At 70.9% G+C, this 21601-nt stretch carries 16 protein-coding genes; 12 read left to right on the top strand and 4 right to left on the bottom strand.

All coding sequences use genetic code 11. The features are described 5' to 3' along the window. Positions 1–112: 112 nt before the first annotated feature. Positions 113–1573, bottom strand: a complete 1461-nt coding sequence (locus LR393_RS01960) for an aldehyde dehydrogenase family protein (RefSeq protein WP_231481115.1) — start codon at positions 1571–1573, stop codon at positions 113–115. Positions 1574–1805: 232 nt separating this feature from the next. Here LR393_RS01960 and LR393_RS01955 point away from each other — a divergent pair, with 232 nt between their 5' ends. Continuing rightward, positions 1806–4844 carry a ricin-type beta-trefoil lectin domain protein gene (locus tag LR393_RS01955; RefSeq protein ID WP_231481114.1) on the top strand — a complete coding sequence of 1013 codons (3039 nt, stop codon included), beginning with the start codon at positions 1806–1808 and terminating at the stop codon, positions 4842–4844. Positions 4845–4929: 85 nt separating this feature from the next. On the opposite strand, the gene LR393_RS01950 is transcribed toward LR393_RS01955, so the two are convergent. Then, a complete protein-coding gene (locus LR393_RS01950; RefSeq protein ID WP_231481113.1) occupies positions 4930–6786 on the bottom strand; it encodes a KR domain-containing protein in 1857 nt (618 codons plus the stop codon). Positions 6787–6977: 191 nt separating this feature from the next. Between LR393_RS01950 and LR393_RS01945 the strand changes: the two genes are divergently transcribed. From LR393_RS01945 to LR393_RS01930, 4 genes are all read left to right on the top strand, one after another. Continuing rightward, positions 6978–7835, top strand: a complete 858-nt coding sequence (locus LR393_RS01945; RefSeq protein WP_231481112.1) for an urea amidolyase associated protein UAAP1 — start codon at positions 6978–6980, stop codon at positions 7833–7835. Further along, positions 7835–8524 carry an urea amidolyase associated protein UAAP2 gene (locus LR393_RS01940; protein ID WP_345718778.1) on the top strand — a complete coding sequence of 230 codons (690 nt, stop codon included), beginning with the start codon at positions 7835–7837 and terminating at the stop codon, positions 8522–8524. The genes LR393_RS01945 and LR393_RS01940 overlap by 1 nt, the downstream gene beginning before the upstream one ends. 8 nt (positions 8525–8532) lie before the next feature. Continuing rightward, complete coding sequence (locus LR393_RS01935) at positions 8533–10350, top strand: allophanate hydrolase (RefSeq protein WP_231481110.1); 1818 nt, start codon at positions 8533–8535, stop codon at positions 10348–10350. Positions 10351–10428: 78 nt separating this feature from the next. After that, the gene (locus tag LR393_RS01930; protein ID WP_231481109.1) at positions 10429–10809 is read left to right on the top strand and encodes a hypothetical protein; all 381 of its coding nucleotides are present in this window, start codon (positions 10429–10431) and stop codon (positions 10807–10809) included. A gap of 21 nt (positions 10810–10830) precedes the next feature. Here the strand turns inward: LR393_RS01930 and LR393_RS01925 are convergent, their stop codons facing one another. Next, on the bottom strand, positions 10831–11676 hold the full coding sequence (locus tag LR393_RS01925; protein WP_231481108.1) for a calcium-binding protein: 846 nt from the start codon (positions 11674–11676) through the stop codon (positions 10831–10833). Between the two features lie 180 nt (positions 11677–11856). Further along, a complete protein-coding gene (locus LR393_RS01920; RefSeq protein WP_231481107.1) occupies positions 11857–12735 on the bottom strand; it encodes a sulfotransferase family protein in 879 nt (292 codons plus the stop codon). 212 nt (positions 12736–12947) lie between these two features. On the opposite strand from LR393_RS01920, the gene LR393_RS01915 reads away from it, so the two are divergent. The 7 genes from LR393_RS01915 to cheB are packed head-to-tail and all read left to right on the top strand — an operon-like array spanning position 12948 to position 21584. Next, positions 12948–14378 carry a flavin-containing monooxygenase gene (locus LR393_RS01915; protein WP_231481106.1) on the top strand — a complete coding sequence of 477 codons (1431 nt, stop codon included), beginning with the start codon at positions 12948–12950 and terminating at the stop codon, positions 14376–14378. A gap of 56 nt (positions 14379–14434) precedes the next feature. Beyond that, positions 14435–14911, top strand: a complete 477-nt coding sequence (locus LR393_RS01910) for a chemotaxis protein CheW (RefSeq protein ID WP_231481105.1) — start codon at positions 14435–14437, stop codon at positions 14909–14911. Between the two features lie 26 nt (positions 14912–14937). Next, positions 14938–16344 (top strand): CheR family methyltransferase, encoded by a 1407-nt coding sequence (locus tag LR393_RS01905; protein ID WP_231481104.1) that lies wholly within the window; start codon positions 14938–14940, stop codon positions 16342–16344. Next, the gene (locus LR393_RS01900) at positions 16341–16817 is read left to right on the top strand and encodes a chemotaxis protein CheW (RefSeq protein WP_231481103.1); all 477 of its coding nucleotides are present in this window, start codon (positions 16341–16343) and stop codon (positions 16815–16817) included. Before LR393_RS01905 ends, LR393_RS01900 begins: the two co-directional genes overlap by 4 nt. Position 16818: 1 nt before the next feature. Beyond that, positions 16819–18369 (top strand): HAMP domain-containing methyl-accepting chemotaxis protein, encoded by a 1551-nt coding sequence (locus tag LR393_RS01895; protein ID WP_231481102.1) that lies wholly within the window; start codon positions 16819–16821, stop codon positions 18367–18369. Between the two features lie 3 nt (positions 18370–18372). Further along, the gene (locus LR393_RS01890) at positions 18373–20496 is read left to right on the top strand and encodes a hybrid sensor histidine kinase/response regulator (RefSeq protein WP_231481101.1); all 2124 of its coding nucleotides are present in this window, start codon (positions 18373–18375) and stop codon (positions 20494–20496) included. Continuing rightward, a complete protein-coding gene (gene cheB / locus LR393_RS01885) occupies positions 20493–21584 on the top strand; it encodes a chemotaxis-specific protein-glutamate methyltransferase CheB (protein WP_231481100.1) in 1092 nt (363 codons plus the stop codon). The genes LR393_RS01890 and cheB overlap by 4 nt, the downstream gene beginning before the upstream one ends. Positions 21585–21601 lie beyond the last annotated feature (17 nt).

The raw sequence follows: 21601 nt of genomic DNA, 5'->3' as shown, positions 1-21601 counted from the left end.
CAATCTGAATAGACGTGGATGGGTTCGCCTCCAAAACCCAGCGTGATCATGCAGAGTGTCCCCGGAGTTCTAGAACTCTCGGGGACACTCTGCATGATCACGGGGGTACTTCTTACAGGGCGATGACCACGGCCTTCGTCTCGGTGAAGCCGAGGAGTGCCTCGTCGCCGAGGTCGCGGCCGATGCCGGAGTCCTTCACCCCGCCGAAGCCCAGGGCCGGGTCGAAGATGTTGTAGGTGTTCACCCAGATCGTGCCGGCGTCGATCGCGGCGGCGACGCGGTGGGCGCGGCGCAGGTCGTTGGTCCAGATGCCGCCGGCCAGGCCGTAGCTGGAGTCGTTGGCGATCGCGATCGCCTCAGTCTCGTCCTCGAACCCGATCACCCCGACGACCGGGCCGAAGATCTCCTCCCGGGCGATCACCATGTCGTTGCGCACCCCGGTGAACAGCGTGGGCTCGACGTAGTAGCCCGGGCCCGAGGGGGTTCCACCACCGGTGACGAGCTGGGCACCGTCGGCGCGGCCCTTCTCGATGTAGCCCAGCACCTGCTCGCGCTGCTCCGCCGAGACCAGCGGGCCGACCGAGACCCCGCCGGCCAGACCGTCACCCATCGGCACCTTGGCGACCGCCGCGGTGAGCCGCCCGGTCATCTCCGCCAGGATCGAGTTCTGCACCAGCAGACGGCTTCCCGCGGTGCACATCTGACCGGAGTGGCCGAACGACGCGCGCATGGCGGTGGTGACGGCCGCGTCCAGGTCAGCATCTTCGAAGACGATGTTCGCGCTCTTGCCGCCCAGTTCGAGCGTCACCCGCTTGAAACTGTCGGCGGCGGCCCGGCCGACGATCCGGCCGACCTCGGTGCTCCCGGTGAACGACACCTTGGCCACCCCCGGGTGGGCCGTCAGCGCGGCCCCCACCCGGCCGTCACCGGTGAGCACGCTGACCACCCCGTCGGGTACGCCCGCCTCGCGCATGACGGCGGCCAGCCGCAGCATCGTGAGCGGCGTCTGCTCGGCCGGTTTCACCACGATCGAGCAACCGGCGGCGAGCGCGGGGGCGATCTTGAACGAACCGGTCATGATCGGGAAATTCCAGGGCAGGATCAGCGCGGCGACCCCGACCGGGTTCAGCGTGGTGTACACGTGATGCGCCTCACCGATCGGGACCGTGCTGCCCGCCAGGCGCGACGGCGCTCCCGCGAAGTGCCGGAAAGTGCGCGCGGCGTTGGCGGTGTCGGCCCGCGAGCGCTCGATCGGCTTGCCGTTGTCCCGGGTCTCGAGGATCGCCAGGTCTTCGAGCTGGTCCTCGATCAGGTCGGCGATCCGGTTCATCACGCGGGCCCGCTCGAGCGGGTCCAGGCCGGTCCAGGAGCGCTCGGCCAGCGCCCGGCGGCCGGCCGCGACGGCGACGTCGACGTCCTCGGGGGTGGCCTGGGCGACCTGGGTCAGGATCTGCTCGGTGGCGGGGTCGGTGACGTCGAACAGCTCCCGTCCCTGCGCCACCCACTCCCCTGCCAGCAGGAACGGGCTGACCTCGGGCAGCGCGGGCAGACCCTCGCGCAGCGTCTGGGACACATGAACTCCTCTGGGCGGGGTCGGTGGGACTAGCTGGATCCTAACAAAACAACTTTGGATCCAAATAGTTGTCCTAAATGGGAACCCGTTCTGCCCCGGTGCCGTCGTGAAACCAATCGGGCCAATGGTAGATTTCGGGCTTTCGACGTGGACCTCCCGCACGCATAAGCCTGTACCCCAGGCTCTTTCGCGTTGCCCGGAGAACCCTGACCTTCCACCGAGGACACGAGTCTTGACGAGAAATACCGCTGGGCGACGACGCCTCGCCGTGCTGGCCGCCGGAGCCGTGACGGCTGCGGCCGCCGTGACCACCGGCTATCTGACCTGGCCCGGCGCATCATCGCCCGCCGGCCCGACCGCCGGGGCCGACGACACGATCGTCGGCCGGGACGACCCGGCCGACCGGTCCGACCTGCTGGTCTCGAAGAAGACGACGCAGAGGGCGGGCGACCCGATCCCGGGCAGCTACCTGGTGCGTCTGGCCGACCGGCCCGGGCTGCGCACGACCCGGCAGATCGAGAAGGCCGCCGATCGCCTGGCCGGTCAGGTCGGTGGTGAGGTCACGTACGTCTACACCGCCGCTCTGCACGGTTTCGCGGTGAAGACCTCCCACGCCAAGGCCCTGGCCGCAGCCCCCGAGGTGGCGAGCGTGTCGCAGGACGTGGTGGTGGCGGGCCTGGAGACGCAGGAGACCCGGACCCAGTCCCCCGCGCCCTGGCACCTCGACCGGATCGACCAGCCCGGCCTGCCGCTGAGCGGCAGCTACGACGCCGACGACGACGGTTCCGGCGCGAACATCTTCGTGCTGGACACCGGCGTCCGCACCACGCACCAGGAATTCGGCGGCCGCGCCGTGCCCGACGGCCCGACCCCGGCCGACTCCGGCGACTGCGCCGGTCACGGCACCGCCGTCGCCGGCGCCGCGGCGGGTTCCACCTACGGGGTGGCCAAGAAGGCGAAGATCCACGCCATCCGGGTGCTCGGCTGCAGCAGCACCGGCCCGATGACGAGCGGTCTGCAGGCCATCGACTGGATCACGAAGAACGCCCCGCGGCCCACCGTCGTCAACCTCTCCTGGGGCACCAGCGCGCAGGACGAGCTGGACAACGCCATCCGCGCGTCGATCAAGGCCGGTATCACCTACGTGATCGCGGCCGGGAACAGCAACGCGGACGCCTGCAACAGCTCCCCGGGGCGGGTGCGGGAGGCGATCACGGTCGGCGCCAGCGACCAGAACGACAACCGGGCCGGTTTCTCCGAGTACGGCGAGTGCGTGGACCTGTTCGCCCCCGGCACCGACGTCGCCACCTCCGCCTGGGACAGCGACACCGCGGTCACCTCGGCGAGCGGCACGTCGCTGGCTTCCCCGATCGTGGCCGGCGCCGCCGCCCTGTACCTGTCGCAGCATCCCTCGGCCACCCCGGCCCAGGTGAGCGCCGCCCTCAGCGCCTGTGCCGACCAGGACATCCTCGGCGACCCGGGCGCCGGTTCACCGAACCGGCTGCTGAACAGCCGTTGCGGAACGTCGGGCCTGACCCTGGGCAACCCGGGCCACCAGACCAGCGGGATCGGCCAGGACGTCACCCTGCCGGCGATCACGACGCAGGGCGCGACGGGCACCGTCAGCTTCCGGGCCACCGGCCTGCCGGCCGGGATCACGATCAACGCCACCACCGGCGTCCTGTCCGGGACCGTGAAGGCTTCCGCGCAGAGCGGTCTGGTGCGGATCAGCGCCACCGACAGTGCGGGCACGGTCGCGACGACCTTCCAGTGGGACCTCATCATCGGGATCGGCCACCTGACCGGCGTCCAGGGGCTCTGCGCGGACAGCAACAGCAGCGGGACCACGGACGGCAACAGCATCCAGATCTGGGAGTGCAACCAGAAGTGGATGGCCGCCACCGACGGCACCATCTCGTTCTACGACCGGGACAACAGCAAGTGCCTCAGCGCCCGCGGCGCCACCTCGGACGCCGGGAAGCTGATCGTGATCGGCACCTGTGACGGTGGTACCGATCAGATCTGGAAGGCCTCGGCGGCGGGCCAGCTGGTCAACCCGGCCACCGGTGAGTGCCTCACCGCTCCCAAGACCGACTGGGGTACGCAGCTCACCCGGGCCGCCTGCTCGGACGCGGCCGGGCAGCAGTGGAAACTGCCGACCGGGATCCCCGACTCGGTGACGCTCAACGCACCGGGTGACCAGCTGACCGTCGCCGGGCGCGCCGTCAGCCTGCGCGTGCGGGCGACCAGCACGAGCACCTCGACGACGTTCACCTACGCGGCCACCGGGCTGCCGAAGGGCCTCGCGATCAGCCGCACCTCCGGGCTGATCACCGGCACCTCGGACACCCACCAGGCCACCACCACCGTGAACGTCACGGCGACCGGCAGCACCGGCGTCACGGCCACGAAGGCGTTCTCCTGGAAGGTCACCGACGGGCTCATCAGCGGCCCTTCGGGCTGGTGCGCGGACGACTACTACGGCAAGACCGACGCCGGTAACCCGATCGTGGTGTGGCGCTGCGACGCCACGAGCAACACCCAGCTCTGGACCGTCGGCGACGACGGCACGCTCGAGCTCAAGGGTGTCTGCATGACGGCGGACGGCACCAAGGTCGTCGTGGGCGGGTGCGCCACGGCCGCCTCGTGGACGCAGAAGGGCGCGGCCCTGGCCGAGAAGGCCTCGGGTCTCTGCCTGACCGCTCCGGCACTGGACTACGAGAAGCAGTTCAGCCTGGCCCCGTGTGACGGTGGCGCCCTCCAGCAGTGGAAGCTGCCGACGACGCCGGACTCGACGCCCTCCCCGTCCCCGACGGTGACACCCACCGCCGGGCCGACCGCGTCGCCGACCCCCGACCCGACGCCCACCAGCACCCCGACCCCCACCACCCCGGTGCCCACCGCGTCGCCCGTGGTGAGCGGGAGCATCCCGCACCCGAGCGGTAGCTGGTGCGTCGACAACCGCAGCGGCGCGATCGGACTGTGGGACTGCAACCAGACCCCGGCCCAGACGTTCACCGTGCTCAAGAGCGGACGCCTGGCCCAGTCGGACCTGTGCGTCACCCCGACCCTGAGCAACACCCGGGTCGGCATGGTCGCCTGCTCCGACACCGACGCCTCCCAGATCTGGCAGCAGGCGACGGACGGCACCGTGCTCAACCCCACGTCGGGCCTGTGCCTGACGGCCACCGGGTTCGGCTACACCTCGCCGTTCACGCTGCTGAAGTGCAGCGGGAGCAGCGAACAGCTCTGGGCGCTGCCCACCGCCTGACCCCCGCCCCCTCTTTTCGTGATCATGCGAACCTTCCCCGGGGAAGGTTCGCATGATCACGATGATGTGCTTGGGGACGTCGTTGTCAGTCCGGCGCGCTCGTCGCCTTCCCGGTCGTGTACGTGACCTGGGTGAGATGTCTTTCACCGTGGGCCAGTTCGGCAATCAGACCGATGGCGTCGGGGGCCGCCTGCCAGTGCACGGTCAGGCAGCGGGAGCCGGTGGCCCGGGCGTAACGGTCACCGAGGCGGCCCAGGGCGTCCCCGACGGCGGCGGCCATCACCTGGTCGGCCGGCGCGTCGTCCGTGGGGGTGTCCAGGTTCAGCATCACGGTGCAACGGGGTCGGGCATCGGGGTCGGCTTCGCGCAGGACGTCCAGCAGCGCCCGGGCACTCTCCACCTCGCCGCGGTAGACCCGGGCGAACGACTCGGTGGCCTCGGGACGGATGCGTTCGTACTCGAGCATCCCGGTCACGTGGATCACCAGGTCGAGGCGCCCGCGGTCGGCCAGCACGGTCTTCACCAGGCGCGCGGCGGTGGTGGCGTCCCAGACCTCGAGCAGGTGGTGCACCACGTCGGCGCCGGAGCGCTCCAGGTCGTCGAGCAACTGGCCCACCTCCTGCCCGGCCAGGGACCGGCGGGCCTGGAGATCGAGCGGCTCGGGCAGGAGGTCCCCGAACCGGGCCAGTGCCGCGTGCAATTCGGCGAGGCCCGGCGCCCGCCGCGAACCGGCGGTGGACGGGGCCCGGTTGGCCGGGCTCACGGATCCCGCGCCCACCGGCATCTCAGCCGCCCGGCCCACCGACGCCCCGGCCGCGTGACCCACGGGTGCCGAGACTCCGGTCCCCGGGCCCACCGAGACCGATACCGCGCTCGCCGGGTCAGGAGCCACCGCGCCCGCCAGGTCGACCCGGCACCCCGCCGCCGCCAACTCGCGCACCAGATCTGCTGCGGCGCCGTGAAAACCACCGGTCACCAGGACAACCCGGCCCGGCTCCAGGCCGGCGGCCGCGAGAAGGCCGGCGGTGCCGGCCGGACCGGATCCGTCAGCGGCACCAGCGGGAACGCCACCACCCGCCGGACCGGTGGCGCCGACCGAGCCCGATCCGTCTACCGGGCCGAGGCCACCTTCGACGCCGGGGCGCCGGACCCGGACGACATCGCCCGATCCACCTACCGGGCCCGAGCCACCCACCGAAGCGGCGTCGCTCGTGGAACCGGGTGCGTTCCGGAAACTGGCGGCCGGTTCGCCGGCCAGGGGCTGGGGTGTCATCTCGGCGCGGAACCACCGCCCGCCCCAGCGCGTGACCTCGGCCGGGCCGGGGTGCAGCAGGTGCGTGACGACGTCGGTGGGCAGAGGGGCGCCGGGTGAGCGGTCGGTGATGTCGAGGAGCCGGACCGAGATGCCGTCGGGTTCCGGCGCCCAGGTCTCCCGGACGGCCCGCAGCAGACCGGCCACCCCGTCGGAACCCGCCTCCCCTCCGGTCAGCGCCACGAGGTGCCGTACCCCGGACTTCAGCGCCCGCGTGACCAGGGCGAACACGTCGGGCAGGGCGGCTGGGGCGCCCGGGGAGAGGGCTCCGGCCAGGAGGATGCCGTCGACGTCCACCGTTGTCTCGGGAAGCACCGCACCGGTGACCCGCACGACCAGCCCCTGCCCCCGCAACCGGCCGGCGAGCTCCTCGACCTCGGGACCGTCGCCGACCAGGAGCCACGCGCCGTCCGGGGCCGGGAGGTCCGCGGCCGGGCGTTCGCCGAGCAGCCTCAGGGTTCGCACCCGGCGCACCGGGCCGGACGCGGTGGGGGCCGGGTCGTCGTCGCGCAGGTAGGCGAGCATCACCTCGCGCTGCCCGGCCAGCATCTCCTCACTGACCCGCAGGTATTCGGCCATGAGCTCGTCCCGGACGCATCCCGGCGTCGTGCGCGACCGCGAGTCGCTCATGCACCCTCCTTCGGGTTCAAGGCTGGGCTGGACCTGGCCGGGATTTCCCCACGAGACGGTACCGGGAACCGGTTCCGGACATCAGGCCAAACGCGCGAAAGATACCGGTATGACGTTTTACCCACGTCCGGAAGGTCTAGTCACGGGATCCGTTGATAGATAAGTTGGATCCACATTCCCGGAGGAGATACGTGGACACTCAATCCGCCGCTCGCGACCGTGAGCGCGACACAGGCAGCGTCACCGCTGCCCGGGCCGACGCCCGCGCGCAGGGCGACCAGCAGTCCGAGTGGATGCCGTACCTACCGGCCTCGAGCACGCCGCACCCGCCCGAGGGGGTGGACCCGTCGACGCTGACCTGGGCCGAGACCGTGGCCCCGGGTGGCTACACGCACAAGGTGCTGGCCCGCGGCACGCGCATCCGCCTGGACGACCCGACCGGCGACGCCTGCGCCCACGTACTGCTGTTCAACGCCCTGGAGCAGGTGGAACGGCTGAACGTGGCCGACACCCGCAAGATCCCCTGGCAGGCCTACCTGAGCGACGGTCACCCGCTGCTGAGCGGTGACGGGCGGGTGCTCGCGACCGTCGACCGGGACACCTCGCACCGGCACGACACCTTCTGCGGCACCAGCAGCGACGCCTGGAACCAGCACAAGTACGGTGACGCCCGGCCGGAGGGCCCGACCCCGTCGGGCCAGGCCCTGTTCACCCTGGCCGCCGCGAAACACGGACTGGGACCGCGCGATCTGGTGCCGGCCGTGTCGTTCTTCCAGGGCGTGACGGTGGAGCCGGACGGATCGTTCACCTGGCTGGGCTCGGCCGGGCCCGCCGGCGTAGACCTGATTGCCGAACTGCCCCTCACCGTGCTGATCGCCAACGTGGCCCATCCGCTGGACCCGCGCGAGCGGTACCAGGTCGGGCCGCTGCGCGTGCACGCCTGGACGAGCTCGCCGACCGGTCCGGGCGACCGCGCCTACGAGGCCTCGCCCGAACGAGAACGCGCCTACCTCAACACGATCGACTACGCCCAGGCCCGGGGGTTGTGATGGTTTCCAGTACGGTTCCCGTGGGTTTCTCGTACGGTCCGGACTCGGTCCTGGACTGGTCCCAGCCCCTGGTCGAGGGCGAGATCGTGCTCGACGAGCAGATCGCCGCGCGCGGTGCCTGGTCGGCGATCGTGAAGGCGGGCGACGTGCTCACGCTCGTCGACGTCGGCGGCAACCAGTCCGGCGACTGCCTGATCTACTCGGCGGCCGACACCGCCGAGCACTACAGCGTGCCCGACACCCTGCACTGGCAGGGAAATGCTTACGTGCGCACCGGAACCGTGCTGCGCAGCCAGTTCGGCAACCCGCTGATGACGGTCGTCGCGAACGAGGTGGAGCGGCAGGACACGATCGGCGGCGCCTGCAGCAAGGAGTCGAACACGCTGCGGTACGGCCACCACACGCAGTTCGAGCACGGCTGCCGGGAGAACTTCCTGGCCGAGGGCATCCGGCACGGTCTGGGCGCGGGCGACCTGGTGTCCAACCTGAACTTCTTCATGAATGTTCCGGTGGAGGCCGACGGTGCCCTCGGCATCGTCGACGGCCTGTCCGCCCCCGGCCGGCGGGTCGCCCTGCGCGCCGATGTCGACTCCCTGGTGCTGATCTCGAACTGCCCCCAGATGAACAACCCCTGCAATGAGTTCAACCCGACGCCCCTGCGCGCCGTCGTCACCCGGAGCACACATTGAGGACGCCGGTGGTCACCCGGGTAGCGACGGCGTTCCGGTCGATCACGGAGTCGGCCCACCCGGCGATCTGGATCGCCCTCCGGCCCGAGACCGAGGCACTGGCCGAGGCGCAGGAGATCGACCGGCGCGTGGCCGCCGGTGCGCACCTGCCCCTGGCCGGGCTGGTCGCGGCGGTGAAGGACAACATCGACGTGGCCGGGCTGCCCACCACGGCCGGCGCCCGCTCCTACGCCTACGAACCGGCCGCGGACGCGACGGCGGTGGCCCGGCTGCGCGCCGCCGGGGCGGTGGTGATCGGCAAGACCAACCTCGACCAGTTCGCCACCGGCCTCGTCGGCACCCGCAGCCCGTTCGGCGCGGTACCGAACGCCTTCTCCGCGCAGCACATCTCGGGAGGATCGAGCTCCGGCTCGGCGGTCTCCGTGGCCCTCGGCCAGGTCGACTTCGCCCTCGGCACCGACACGGCCGGCTCCGGCCGGGTACCCGCCGCCCTGAACGGCATCGTGGGCGTGAAGCCGACCCGCGGCCTGATCCCCGCCACGGGCGTCGTCCCCGCCTGCCGAAGCCTGGACTGCGTCACGGTTTTCGCCCGGCGCCTGGACCTGGCCCGTCTGGTGGCGGAACTGCTGTCCGGCCCGGACGAACAGGACCCCCTGGCTCGCGCCACCCCTCCCCCCGTGATCAGGCAAAGTTTCCCCGGGGACACTTTGCCTGATCACGAACGAAGTAGTGGTGGTGGCGAACGAGGTAGTGGCGATACTTCCTCCGTGATCATGCAGACCTTCCCCGGGGAAAGTTTGCATGATCACGAACAAGGTGGGGGCCTCCCCCGCTGGGCGGGGGTTTTGCGGGTTGCTGTTCCCACCGCCGAGCACCTCGAAGGGCTGGCCGAGGGGTGGGCGCAGCGCTTCGCCGTTGTCGTCGACGAACTTCGCCGGACAGGGGCACAGATCGTCGAGGTCGACATCGCACCGCTGCTGGAGGCCGCGACCCTGCTCTACGGCGGGGCTTTCGTGGCTGAGCGGACCGCGGCCGTGGGTGACCACCTCGCCGCGCACGCCGACCTGATCGGCGCCGACCTCGACCCGACCGTGGCCGGGATCATCAACGCCGGGCGGGACATCACCGCGGTGCAGGTGTTCCACGACCTGGAGAAGCTGGACCGGCTCGGGCAGGCCGGGCGGCGGCTCTTCGAAAACGTCGACGCGCTGCTCACCCCCACCACCACCTGGCACCCGACGCTGGAGGAGGTGGCGGCCGACCCGGTCGGGGCGAACAGCCGGATGGGGCGTTTCACCAATTTCGCCAACCTGCTCGACCTGGCCTCGCTGGCGGTTCCCGCCGGAGCGGTGAACGGTCTGCCGTTCGGCGTCATGTTCTCCGGCCCGGCGTTCAGCGACCAGCGGCTGGCGCAACTGGCCTCCCGTATCGGCGCGGACGACATCGACCTGCTCGTGGTCGGAGCGCACCTGTCCGGTCAGCCGCTCAACGGTGACCTGGTGCGCGCCGGTGGCTCCCTGGTCGGGCCGGTCACCACCGCGTCGTCCTACCGTCTCTACGCCCTCTCCACCACGCCGCCGAAACCGGGCCTGGTCCGGGATATTTCCGGCAAGTCGGTGATCGGTGAGGTGTGGCGCCTGCCGGCCGCCGGGTTCGGTGCGTTCGTCGCCGCCCTGCCCCGGCCGATGGTGATCGGCAAGGTCGACCTCGACGACGGGACCCAGGTGAGCGGGTTCCTCTGCGAACCCGCGGCGCTGGAGGGCGCGACGGAGATCACGCCCCACGGCGGCTGGCTCAGCTACCTGAATGCGCTCAAAGGGCACTGAAACTCATGGTGATCTAGCCGTGGCGGACCGTACAGTTACCTGATCGACTGTCCGTCACGACTAGGTTGACCAGGGGCAATGATCACCGAGTTGATCCTCGTGGGAGCGGCCACGGCACTGCGCGCACTGACACCATGGCGGCGGCGCAGCGACCTGGGCTGCCTGAACACCGACCCCTTCGAGGCCCTGCGGGTGCAGATGCGCCTCCAGGCCCTGGCCGACGAGATCCGCCGCCTGCACCACGACGAGTCGGTCTTCGCCCGCGCCGCCCGGCTGGAGGCCAGCGCCCGGGCCTACGACGACCTGCTCGGCTGCGCGTGCCGCCTGGCCGGGGTCAGCGAGACCCAGGAGACCACTGCGGTCAAGGGTTTCGCCACGCCCACCCCGGCCCGGCTGGCCGGGCGCGACCGGCGCGCCCGGCGGGAACTGCTGCTCGCCGAGCGCGGCTGGTCGTGGTGATCGCCTGACCGGTAGAACTTTTCAGTTCTGCTTGATCAGGTTCTTCCCCGGCCCACGGGACAGGGTGTCATTGCCCGGGCCGCCGTACAGCCGGTCGTTGCCGCTGTTGCCGTAGATCAGGTCGGCTCCCGCGTCGCCGTAGAGCCGGTCGTCACCCTTGCCGCCCCGGATCACGTCGATGCCGTCGCCGCCGTGGATCAGGTCGTCACCCTCACCGCCGTCGAACCGCTGCTCGCCGGCGCCGCCGGTCATGGTGTCGTCACCGGCACCGCCCAGGGTGGTGGCGAAGCCGTAACTGCCCTCCGAGAAGATCGTGTCGTCGCCGTTCCCCCCGTCGGTGAAACCGATGTCACCGGCCTGGTGCTTCACGCTGATCGTGTCCTTGCCGGTGCCGCCGTACACCCCGTTGCCGTCGATGTACTTGCTGGAGTAGGTGTCGTCGCCCGGGCCGAGGTAGACCCGGGCGTCCCAGTACACGTCGCCGGTGAGGTTGCGCCACCGGAACCGGTCGTTCTGGTCGCCCAGCCAGAAGTTCGCGTCGAAGAAGGGGTCCTGCCGCTCCAGGTAGGGCTGCCGGCAGACCACGACGGTACGGTCGCCGGAGTCGGGGTACACGCACCCCTCACCCGCCGAGATCGGCACGACGTCGTCGATCCGGAAGATCGCCTCGCCGGAGTCCGAATCGCTGGTCTTGGTCACCAGGACGTCGTTGACCTGCCCGGCGGACGCCGTGTAGGTCATCCCGTGGGCGGTGTCGGCCGTGGCCGGAGCCGGGGCCGCCTGCGCCGGGCCGGCCAGGAGAACCAGCGAGATTCCCACCGCCGGCAGCGACACCACGATCGTCGAACGGTACGGGGATGTGACCATGAGACCCGGCCTCCAGTGGTCGAGGTGCCTGCTGACACCAGCACACTGCCAGATCGTTCACACCCACGAAACAACCGAACGGCGGCCGCCTCTCGTCCGTACAGCCTCCCAACGACACCAAAAGACCGAGGACGCCGTAGAGACTGGGTCTCGGCGACGTCCTCAATTCTGTTCAAAAGGTCAGTAACCCCAGCGCTCGACCATCGGGCGCAGCTCGGCCGGCACGTCGGAGAGGTCCGGGAGAGGACGACCCTGCTGAATCGTCCCGGTCCGGATCTTGTCCTTCCAGTCCCCGATGCCCTTCACGAAGTCGCCGTGATCCTTCTTGCCGTACTCCAGCATCGCGGGTTCCCACTCCAGACCCAGGAACTCGCAGATCGCCTGGGTCTGCCTCACCGGGTCGGAGGTGAGGTCCTCGTAGCGAAGCGTGAGACCGGCCCGCTTGTTCCGGGCCTTCTCCAGGTACTCCATGTAGTTCAGGGTGTGGGTGATGGCCATCTTCACCGGCCGCCGCTCCGGATCGCCCTCGTGCCAGGACTGCGCGATCGACCAGGGATGACGGATCAGGTAGATGAACTTGCCCTTGGGCCACGCCGTGGCCAGCCGGTCGGCGACGAACACGTTGCTCGGAGTCTTCTCGACCAGCACCGACTTACCGCTCATCGTGAGCTCCCGGTGAAGCAGGCGGTCCCAGAGCAGGTGCTCCAGGTCGCGCTCGTTGAGGTCGACGTGCTCGAGGGCCTGCTGCACCGGGGTGGTGTACGCGATCACCTGAGTGCGCCGGAAGTGCATCTCGTGCGGCGCGTGGATCTGCGAATGACTGTTGAGAATAACCCGGAGGAGAGTCGAACCGGAACGCACCGACGAGAGCACGAAAACCGGCCGCTGGACCAGACGGTCACGCGGATCGGACGGCCGGCGCACGGGAACCCGGGCCGCCTTCGGCTCCTCGATGGCCTCGATGGCCTCGGCCTCGTCCTTGATCCGGACCACGCGGAACCCGAAGCGCTCCTCGAGTTCCCGGTTGACCGCTGCTACCACCTTGCGTCGCTGTGCCACGCGAGCAGAGGTTACGCAGTTTCTCTGTGCGTTGTACATGGAGAACCTGTGCCGAGACGGAATTGGCGCACAATTTGAACACTCCCTGAACGAACGCCGGTGCCGGCTGTCCGTTCGGTGGACGGGAGATGACGAGCGAACGGACGTCGGTGACGAGCGGGTGAACGCGTCACGAGGGGCCAGACGGGCCGACGACAGCGATGATTGGTCCCATGGAGCACCTCGACGTCCTGATCGTGGGGGCCGGACTGTCCGGGATCGGCACGGCGTGCCACCTGACGCGATCGTTGCCCGACCTGTCCCTCGCGGTGCTGGAGGCCCGGCCGGTGAGCGGCGGTACCTGGGACCTGTTCCGGTACCCGGGAGTTCGATCCGACTCGGACATGTTCACGCTGGGGTACGCGTTCCGGCCGTGGACCTCGCCCACCGCGATCGCCCAGGGACAGGCGGTGCTGCAGTACATCCGAGAGACAGCCGAGGAATACGGGATCGCCGCCGGTATCCGGTACGGGCACCGGGTGGTGTCGGCGTCGTGGTGCAGCGAGCGGGCCACCTGGGTCGTCCGGGTCGCAACGGACGCGGGTGAGCTGGTTCTCAGCTGCGGTTTCCTTTATCTGAACACGGGTTACTACGACTACGACGATCCACACCGTCCGTCTTTTCCGGGGCAGGAGGGATTCACCGGGCGTGTGGTGCACCCGCAGTTCTGGCCCGATAACCTGACCTGGGACGACCAGGACGTGGTGGTGATCGGCAGCGGCGCGACGGCCGTCTCCCTGGTGCCCGCGCTCGCTCCCCGGGCCCGCAGTGTGGTGATGCTGCAGCGCACGCCCGGTTACGTGATCTCCCTGGCCCGGCGCAACGCCGGGGCCCGGTTCGGCCGCTTGCCCCCGCCCTGGACCTTCCGCTGGGAACGGACCCGCCGGGCCACGGTGACGAGTCTCTTCTGGCACCTGTGCCGGCTGGCGCCCCGCAGCACGGCCGCGTGGCTGATCGGCCGGGTGCGGGCGCTGCTTCCGCCCGGCTATCCGGTGGAACGGCACTTCACGCCGCCGTACCGGCCGTGGGACCAGCGGCTGTGCGTAGTCCCGGACGGCGATCTGTTCACCGCGATCAGCGCCGGCGACGCCGAGGTGGTGACCGGGCGGATCGCCTCGTTCGGCGCGCGCTGCGTGGTGCTGGACGACGGCACGGTGCTGCCCGCGGATCTCGTGGTGACCGCGACCGGGCTGCGCGTAAGGCTGCTCGGTGGGATCGCCCTGGAGGTGGACGGCTCACCGGTGGACCCCGCGGCCGTCGTCATGCACCGGGGCACCATGCTGTCCGGTGTGCCCAATCTGGCCGTCTCGGTGGGCTATGCGAACAATTCCTGGACGCTGAAGACCGAGTTGTCGGCCCGCCTGATGGTGCGGACGCTGCACTACCTGCGCCGGAACGGGTACCGCACGGTGGTGGCCGCTCCCCCACCCACGGCGGACCGCACGCCCCTCATGCCCCTGAGATCCGGGTACCTCCAGCGGGCTCAGGGGGTACCCACCCAGGGGCGACGCTGGCCGTGGCGGCTGACCTCATCGTACTGGGTCGACGCCCTGCTGATGCGGGCCGGACGCACCGACGGTCGGGGCCTGAGCTTCAGGCCCTAGGGTCCCGGTGGGCACCGGGAGTCAAGACCAGCACCGAATCCGCCGACATTGCGCAGGTGAAGACGGGGGTTGACCGCAGCGGACCGGGTCTTTCGCTGCTGGTGTGCGGGACGGGTGATCAGACCTTCGCCGTTCCGCTGACGAGTGTGCGGGAGACGCTGCGACCGCTACCGGTAGCACCTTTTCCCGGGATGCCCCCTTTCGTACTGGGAGTCGCACGGATCCGGGGATCCGCGGTTCCGGTGGTCGATTCCGGGGTCCTGACCGGAGGGCCGCCGGTGTCCGCCGCCCGCTGGATCACCTTGCACACCGACGACAACCGCTCGGTGGCCCTGGCGGTGGAGAGCGTCACCGGGATCCGCACGGTGGACGAGGGTGAGCTGGAGGAGCTCCCGCCGCTGCTGGACGGCCAAGGCCCACAGCTGTTCTCGGCCCTGATCGCCCGCGACTCGCGTCTGCTGCTGGCCCTGGCGGCCTCTCACCTCCTGCCGGAGGAGACCTGGCAGCGGCTGACGGAGGTGACCTCATCCTGACCGACAACCGGCCGCGGGACGCGGTGGTGGACCGGTTCGCCGACCTGGTCTCACGCCGGCTGGGACTGACCTTCGGCCCGGGCGACCGGGACCGGCTGGGCCAGGCCCTGTCGCACCGTCTCCCGGCCCACCAGGACGGAACCCGCTACCTCGACGACCTGGAGAACAACTGCGAGGCCGGACGTTCCGGCGCCCGGGACGAACTGGCCGCACTGGCCTCCGAACTCACGGTGGGCGAGACCTACTTCCTGCGTCAGCCCGATCAGTTCGCCGTGCTGACCGGGACCGTGCTGCCCGACCGGATGTCCCGACCCGATCGGGCCCCGATCCCCGCCCGTCTGCTGTCGGCCGGCTGCGCCGGGGGCGAGGAGGCCTACTCCCTGGCCATCGCCCTGGCCGAGGCCGGTTACGAGGAAGCGCAGATCACCGCGATCGACGTGAACCCGACGGCTCTGGCGAAGGCCCGGGCCGGCCGGTACACCGAGTGGTCGATGCGGGCCGTGCCACCGGCGGTGCAGGACCGCTGGTTCCAGACCGTCGGGAAGCACTACGAGGTGGACCCGAACCTGCGCGCGAACCTGGACTTCCGCGCCGCCAACCTGGTGGATCCCGATCCCGGGCTCTGGCGGCCGGCCTTCGACGCCATCTTCTGCCGCAACGTGATGATGTACTTCTCCCCGCCGGTGATGGCCGCGGTGGTGCGCCGGCTGGCCTCGGCCCTGATGCCGGGCGGGTACCTGTTCCTCGGGTCGGCCGAGACGCTGCGCGGGGTGTCGGAGCAGTTCGACCTGCGCGAGACCAACGGGACCTTCTACTACCGTCTCACCGAATCGTCCTCTGCGCATGGCCTTTCGAAGACCGGGCCGCGGCCGGTGCCGTCCCCGCCCCCCGCGCCGGACCGGGAGTCGCTCGACCGGGTCCTGGACCTGATGCGGGCCGAGCGGTTCGGCGCCGCCCTCGGCGTGGTCGAGGTCATCGACGTGCCCACCTCACCTCCCGGAACCCCCTGGGAGACCGAAGTGGTTCTGGTGCGGGCCATTCTCCTGAGCCACGCCGGTGATCTGACCGCGGCCGCCCGCGACGCCCACCGCCTGCTCGGCCGGGGTCTGGTGTCGGCCGACGCCCACGCCGTGCTCGCGAACTGCCGGGAGGCGGACGCCGACAACCGCGGGGCCGTGCTGCACTGGCGGGCCGCCGCCGACGCCGACCCCCGGTTCGCCCTGGCCCATCTGCACCTGGGCCGGCTCAGCCGGACCACCGGCGACCGTTCCGGGGCCGGACGCGCCTACGACCGGGCCGTCGAGCTGCTCCCCTCCGAGAGCGACCGCCGCATGCTGCTCTTCGGCGGCGGCTTCGACCGGCAGGCGCTGCTCTCGGTGTGCCGCACGATGTCCCGCGACGACCGCAGCCTGCACGGTGGTGAAGCCCGATGAGCCCGAACCGGGGTGAGCTGGCGGACCGCGCCGCGGAACTGCGGGCCGAGTTCGACGCCTCCTTCGCCGAGAACCCGGCACCGGTGGTGCTCAACATCGAGGACGTCCTGGCTGTGCGGATCGGAGACGAGGAACGGGTGATCTTCCTGGACGAGGTGGCCCGGGTGATGTCCCGGCCGGTCCTCACCCCGCTGCCGACCGCGCACCCGGCCATGATCGGTGTGGTCAGCGACCGCGGATCGGTGGCGGCGGCCTGGGACCTCGGCCAACTGTCCGGGCTGCCCGCGCAGAACCCCTACTGGCTGGTGGTTCCCGCGGCGGAGCCGGGAGTGGCCATCACCTTCGAGCATTTCACCGGATTCCGCCGGGTCGACCCGGCCCAGATCGGTGACGACCAGAGGCTTCACCTGAGCGACCTGATCGAGACCATCCGTGGCCTCGTCGCGGGTGTCGCGGCGGACCGAGAGGGCTGACATGAATTCGAGCTGGACCTTTGGCCGGACCCTGGCGGTCGGCTTCGCCGTGGTGCTGCTGCTCAACGTGGTCGGCGGCGCGGTCGCGCTGTACGGCCTGGGTGAGGTGGTGCGGGCCAAGAACCGGGTGATCGAGGTGGACAACCGGCTGGAGCTCGTGGCCCAGAGCATGCTCGCGGCCCGGGCCGAGCGGGCCGCCGACGTGCGCGCCTACCTGCTCACCCGGGAACCCCAGTACCGGGCGGCGGCGCAGGACAGCACCGAGCGGTTCGAGGCGCTGATCGATCAGGCCGGCGGGCTGGTGTACACCGCCCGCGGCCGGACCCTGATCGCCACGATCAAGGCCGCCGAGACGGAGGCCCGCACGGCCCAGAACAATCTGATCGCCGTGCGCGCGGACGGCAGTGCGAACGACGCGGCCGAGGCCTTCCTCAACGCCAACCCCACGCGAATCGCCCTGCAGAGTTCCCTGACCGCGTTCGCCGACTACGAGCACCAGCTCGCCGTCGACGGGATCCGGGCCGCGGACTCGGCCGAGCGGCGCGACATCATCACCATCGTCTCGGTGATCGGCGGCGCCGTGCTGGCCACCGCCCTGATCGGCGTCTGGATCACCCGCCGGTTGCGGCAGCGCATCGGCACCGCGGTCGGTGAGGTGCAGACCTCCTCGGCCGAGCTCCAGACCACCGCGAACCAGCAGGCCGTGGGCTCGATGCAACAGGCCACCGCGATGAGCGAGATCTCCACCACCATCACCGAGCTACTGGCCACCTCCCGGCAGATCACCGAGAGCGCCCAGCGGGTCACGGTGGTCGCCGAGCAGACCAAGGACGCGGGCGGCACCGGGCGCGGCAACCTGGCCACGGCCCAGCAGTCGATGACCGAGATCCGCGATCAGGTGCAGGAGATCGTCACCCACATGATGGCGCTGGGCGAGAAGTCGCAGCAGATCGGCGCGGTGCTGGACATTGTCTCGGAACTGGCCGAGCAGACCAACATCCTGGCGATCAACTCGACCATCGAGGCGGCCGGCGCGGGCGAGTCGGGGCGGCGGTTCGGTGTGGTGGCCGACGAGATCCGCAAGCTGGCCGACCGGGTCGCGGAGTCGACCAAGGAGATCCGCTCGCTGATCGACGTGGTGCGCGACTCCGTGCACACCACCATGATGGCCACCGAGATCGGGGCCAAGTCGGTGGACGCCGGCAGCGCCCAGTTCGCCAGCGTCGCCTCCCAGTTCGAGCAGATCGTCGAGCTGGTGCAGACCACCACCGAGGCCGCCCGCGAGATCGAGCTCTCCACCAAGCAGCAGAGCACGGCCGTGGAGCAGGTGAACTTCGCCGTCGCCAACGTCACCCAGACCACCCGGGAGACCGAGGCCAGCTCCACCCAGACCCTGGCCACCGCGTCCCAGCTGGCCGAGTTGTCCGCCCGGCTGCGGCGTCTCATCGAGCCGGAGACGTCCGGTGTTCTGGCGCCCGCCGGTTCGGCGCACTACGGGGCCGCGTCGGGCTGGTCGACCGACCGGCCCGACCGTACGGACTCGGGCGACTGACCCGTGAGCGATCTCCTCCACTACTTCCGGATCGAGGCCCGCGAGCTCATCGACGAGCTCGCCGGAGCCCTGTCCGGCCTGGCCCGGGGCGGCCCGGCGGCCGGGCTGGCCGGCACCGGTCTGCGGCACGCCCACACCCTCAAGGGTGCGGCCCGGGTCGTGGGGTTCACCGGGATGGCCGACCGGGTGCACGAACTCGAGGAGATGCTCGGGCCGTACCGGACCTCGGCCGGACCGGTGCCGGGCGAGCTGGTGCAGCAGATGCAGGCCCTGGTGGACCTGCTGAGTGACGAGCTGGCAGCGGCCGAACCGGTGGCGCCGGAATCCGTTCTCGAGGCCGGCGGCGTGGTTCCGGCCCCCCGGGCCGAGACCGGGACGGTCGACCTCGTTTCTCTCTCAACGGTATCGGCCCCGTCCACCGCCGTCGAGGCGACCCGCACCGAGGAACCGGCCAACACCGTCCAGACCGCGCGGGCGTCGCTGCTGGAGATCGACAGCCTCATCGACGGGGTGGGCCAGACCCGCACCCAGCTGGGGACCGTGCGCGAGGGCGCCCGGCGGGCCCGGCGGCTGCGGACGACGGCGCAGGACCGTCTCACCGACGAGCAGGCCGACGAACTCTCCTGGCTGGCCCGGAATCTGGAGACCAGCGCGGACCGGATCGAGCGGGAGCTGCGCGAGGTGTACACCACCGCCGAGCGGCTGCGCCTGATCCCGGTCGAGACCATCGTGCCCGACCTGGAACGGGGCGTGCGGGACGTGACCGCGGCCCAGGGCAAGCGGGCCCGGCTGGAGGTGCACGGGGCCGAGCTCTCGGTGGACGCCACCGTGCTGGCCGGGGCACAGACCGCGCTGCGGCAGATCGTGCGCAACGCGGTGGCACACGGTGTGGAGACCCCCGAGCAGCGCACGGCCGCGGGCAAGGACCCCGTCGGAGTGGTACGGGTCGAGATCACGCACGGGGCGCACGGGGTGTGGTTCCGGTGCGCCGACGACGGGCGCGGTGTCGACCTGGCGGCGGTACGGAGCCAGCTGGTGCGGGCCGGGCGGGCGGCCGAGGCGACCCTCGACGACGAGGCCACGCTGCGGCTCCTGCTCGGCAGCGGCATCAGCACTGCGACCACCGTCAGCGAGATCTCCGGCCACGGCATCGGTCTCGACGTGGTGCAGGACGTGGTGCGGCGCATCGGCGGGCGGATCGAGATCAGCACCGTGCCGGGCGCGGGCACCACCATCGACCTGATCGCCCCGGCCTCGATGACCGCGCAGGAGGTCGTGCTGGTCCGGGCCACGAGCGACCCGCCCGGGGAACCGGCCGGGACCGGACACGGCGGGTCGGTGGTGGCGGTGCCGTTGCGCGCGGTCCGGCAGGCCCGGCGGATCGGCGCCCAGGACTTCTCCGGACCCCTCGCGGTGATGCACGAGGGCCGGCGGATCCCCTGGATGCCGCTGGTCGACGTGCTGGGACTGGCGGTGGCGCAGCCGGACGGATCCGGCCCGACGCGGACCGTGCTGGTGCTCGACGGCCAGGACGGACCGGTCGCGGTCGGGGTCGACCGGCTCGTCGGTACCGCCGAGGTGGCGGTACGCCCTCTTCCGGCCCTGGCTCCGGTACCGCCCCTGGTCTGCGGCATCTGGATCGACCTGGACGGCCGCCCCCGCCCGGTGCTCGATCCCGCCCACCTGGCCACCGCGGCGGCCGCGCGACGCGTGCGTCGTCCCGCTTCCCTCGCGCCCGTCGTGCCCCGGCGCACCAGCATTCTCATCGTGGACGACTCACTGACCAGCCGGATGCTCGAGCGCACCATCCTGGAGAGCGCGGGATACCAGGTGGACCAGGCCGGTTCGGCCGAGGAGGGCCTGGCCATGGCCACCCGCAAGCGGTACGCGGTGGCGGTGGTCGACGTCGAGATGCCCGGCATGGACGGCTTCGGATTCATCGAGCAGACCCGCACGCGACGCGAACTACGCCATATGCCCTGCATTCTCGTCACCACGAAGGCCTCCCCCGCCGACCGCGAGCGGGGCCGGGCGGCCGGGGCGCGGGGGCACATCGACAAGGGTCAGTTCCATCAGAGCGCCCTGCTGGACGCGGTGGGCGAACTGGTGTCCGAGGGAGACAAATGACTACGGGCAGAACCATCCGCGTGCTGGTGGTGGAGGACTCGCGCACGGTGCGGGCCCGGATCGTCGCCGCCCTGCGCTCGGACCCGGCGATCGAGGTGGTGGGCGAGGCCGCCGACGGCACCGCCGCGATCGACGAGTGCACCCGCCTGCGGCCCGATGTCGTGACGATGGACATGATGCTGCCCGGGATGACCGGCCTGGCGGCCACGGAACACCTGATGCAGCACTGCCCCACGCCGATCCTGGTGATCTCCAGCGCCGACAACCGGGCGGGGTTCATCGACACCATCGCGGCGCTGGACGCCGGGGCGGTGGACGTGCTGGAGAAACCGGTGGGACGGGACCCGGACGGCGGCAACGACGCCTGGGACCGGGAGTTCCTGCGCACGGTGAAACTGGTCTCGAAGATCAAGGTGATCCGGCGGGTCGGCCACCGGGGCCTCCCGGCGCCGCGCCCGGCCGAGGCCCCCACCCCGGATCCCGCTCACCCCTACACCGTGGCGGCGATCGGGGCGTCCACCGGTGGCCCGACCGCCGTGGCGACCGTACTGCGCACCCTGCCGGTCACTTTCGCTCTGCCGCTGCTACTGGTGCTGCACGTGCACGAGTCGTTCGGCGTGGCCTTCGCCAACTGGCTGCAGGAGGTCACGGAGCGTCCGGTGCACCTCGCCATCAGCGGTGAGCCGCTCAGCCGGGTCGGGCCCGGTGAAGTGGTGATGGCTCCGCCCGGGCAGCATCTACGGGTGCAGGGCAGCACGCTGATCCTCACCTCCGAGGCCGAGAGACATTCCTGCCGGCCCAGCGTCGACATCCTCTTCGAGTCGCTCGCGCTGTCGCACGGTCCGCGGGTGGCGGCGGTCCTGCTCACCGGCATGGGGCGGGACGGGGCCACCGGGCTGCTGGAGATCGACCGTCAGGGTGGTCTGACCATCGCCCAGGACGAGGCCACCTCGGCCGTGTTCGGCATGCCGGGCGAGGCGGTCCGGCTGGGCGCCGCGCAACACGTACTGGGCATCGACGCGATCGGGCCGGCGCTGGGCCGGCTCACCGTTCCCTCCGATCTGGCAGCCAGGGTGAGGTACCGATGACGACCAAGGAACGACAG

Origin of the sequence: Kineosporia mesophila (genome assembly GCF_021129235.1) — a bacterium.
Taxonomy (GTDB): domain Bacteria; phylum Actinomycetota; class Actinomycetes; order Actinomycetales; family Kineosporiaceae; genus Kineosporia; species Kineosporia mesophila.
Note: the sequence above shows the minus strand (reverse complement) of the source record. Positions and strands in the feature narration are given on the sequence as shown.